The organism is Frankia sp. AgKG'84/4 (assembly GCF_023242965.2).
GTDB lineage: Bacteria > Actinomycetota > Actinomycetes > Frankiales > Frankiaceae > Frankia.
The window spans coordinates 1-728 of the sequence record NZ_JALKFU020000933.1; the positions used below are offsets into that span (position 1 = coordinate 1).

Sequence of the window (728 nt, forward strand, 5' to 3'; positions counted from 1 at the left end):
GTCCAGGACCCGGCCGCCCGGCCCGGACCGGGGACGCCGCCCCGCCCACGCCCGCGGTGGGCGGGCTCTCGGGACCGTGCCCGCGCCGTGCTGCCGCTGGCCGCGTTCGTGCTGGCCGCCGCCGCGCCGATCGGCGCCTACGCGGGCTGGAGCGCGTCCGAGGGCAAGGGCTTCACCGTGTCGGCGCACTCCGGGTTCTTCCTGTATGGCCGGGTCGCGCCGTTCGTCGACTGTGCCTCCTTCTCCCGCCCCGACCTGCGGTCCCTGTGCGACGCGCGGCCCGTGGCCCAGCGCGGCGCGCCGGTGCGGTACCTCTGGCCAGCCGACTCGCCGTTGCGCCAGGGCCACCGGGTGATCCCGGCGGGCCGCGAGGACCTCGCCGCCGAGTTCGCCCACCAGGCCGCGCGCGAACAGCCGTGGATGCTCGTGACCTCCTCGCTGCGCTACCTTGCGGGCTATCTCTCGCCCGTGCCGCACGAGACCGCGAAGACCTCCCGGGCGGACACCTGGGAACTGCCGACCACGACGACGAACGCGCTGCGGCCGGCCGACCCGCACGCCGACGACGGCTATTTCGTGGCGACCACCGTGCACGCTCCCGCCGGCCTGCTCGCCGCCTGGTCCCGGCTGTCGTACCCGCCGCTGCCGTTGCTCGGGCTCGGACTGCTCGCCGGGGTGGCGGCGACGGCCCTCGCCCTCGCCCGCTCGGTCGGCGGGCGCCGCCGCCC

The 728-nt window shown here is 77.5% G+C and carries 1 pseudogene; it reads left to right on the forward strand.

The annotated features are described in order from the left end of the window. Positions 1-87 precede the first annotated feature (87 nt). Positions 88-728 (forward strand): annotated as a pseudogene (locus MXD58_RS26145) (hypothetical protein); the annotation flags it as partial.